Here is a 440-nt window from a genome sequence, read left to right on the forward strand (position 1 = left end):
ATTGACCAGGTTCAACCGGTCGATGCAACACCGTCTTGTTGGAGCAACAGTAGATGCTCGTTGAAGGCTTCGGCCGGTGTCTTCCAGTCCAGGGTCTTGCGCGGTCTGGTGTTCAGGGCGTGGGCGACGGCCTCGATCTCCTCGGCCGACCAGCAGGACAGGTCGGTGCCCTTCGGGAAGTACTGACGCAGTAGCCCGTTGGTGTTTTCGTTTGTACCGCGCTGCCATGGCGACTGCGGGTCCGCGAAGAAGACGGGGATCCCGGTCTCGACGGTGAACTTCGCGTGTGCTGACATCTCCTTGCCGCGATCCCAGGTCACCGACCTCGCCAACTGAGTCGGCAGCGTCGACATGGTGTTCGCAAGGGCGTTCTTCATCGTGATCGCGCCGTAGCCGGCCAATGCGGGGCCGTTCTTCGGCGTCTCTTTGTGCCGGTAGCC

1 protein-coding gene is annotated in these 440 nt (G+C 62.3%); it reads right to left on the reverse strand.

Annotated elements, in window-relative coordinates; all coding sequences use genetic code 11:
• Positions 1-11 precede the first annotated feature (11 nt).
• Positions 12-440, reverse strand: a 429-nt coding sequence (locus Q0795_RS17120) for an IS30 family transposase (protein ID WP_298891761.1), incomplete at its 5' end; no start/stop codon positions are given.

It is taken from the genome of uncultured Serinicoccus sp. (genome assembly GCF_947487915.1).
GTDB lineage: Bacteria > Actinomycetota > Actinomycetes > Actinomycetales > Dermatophilaceae > Ornithinicoccus.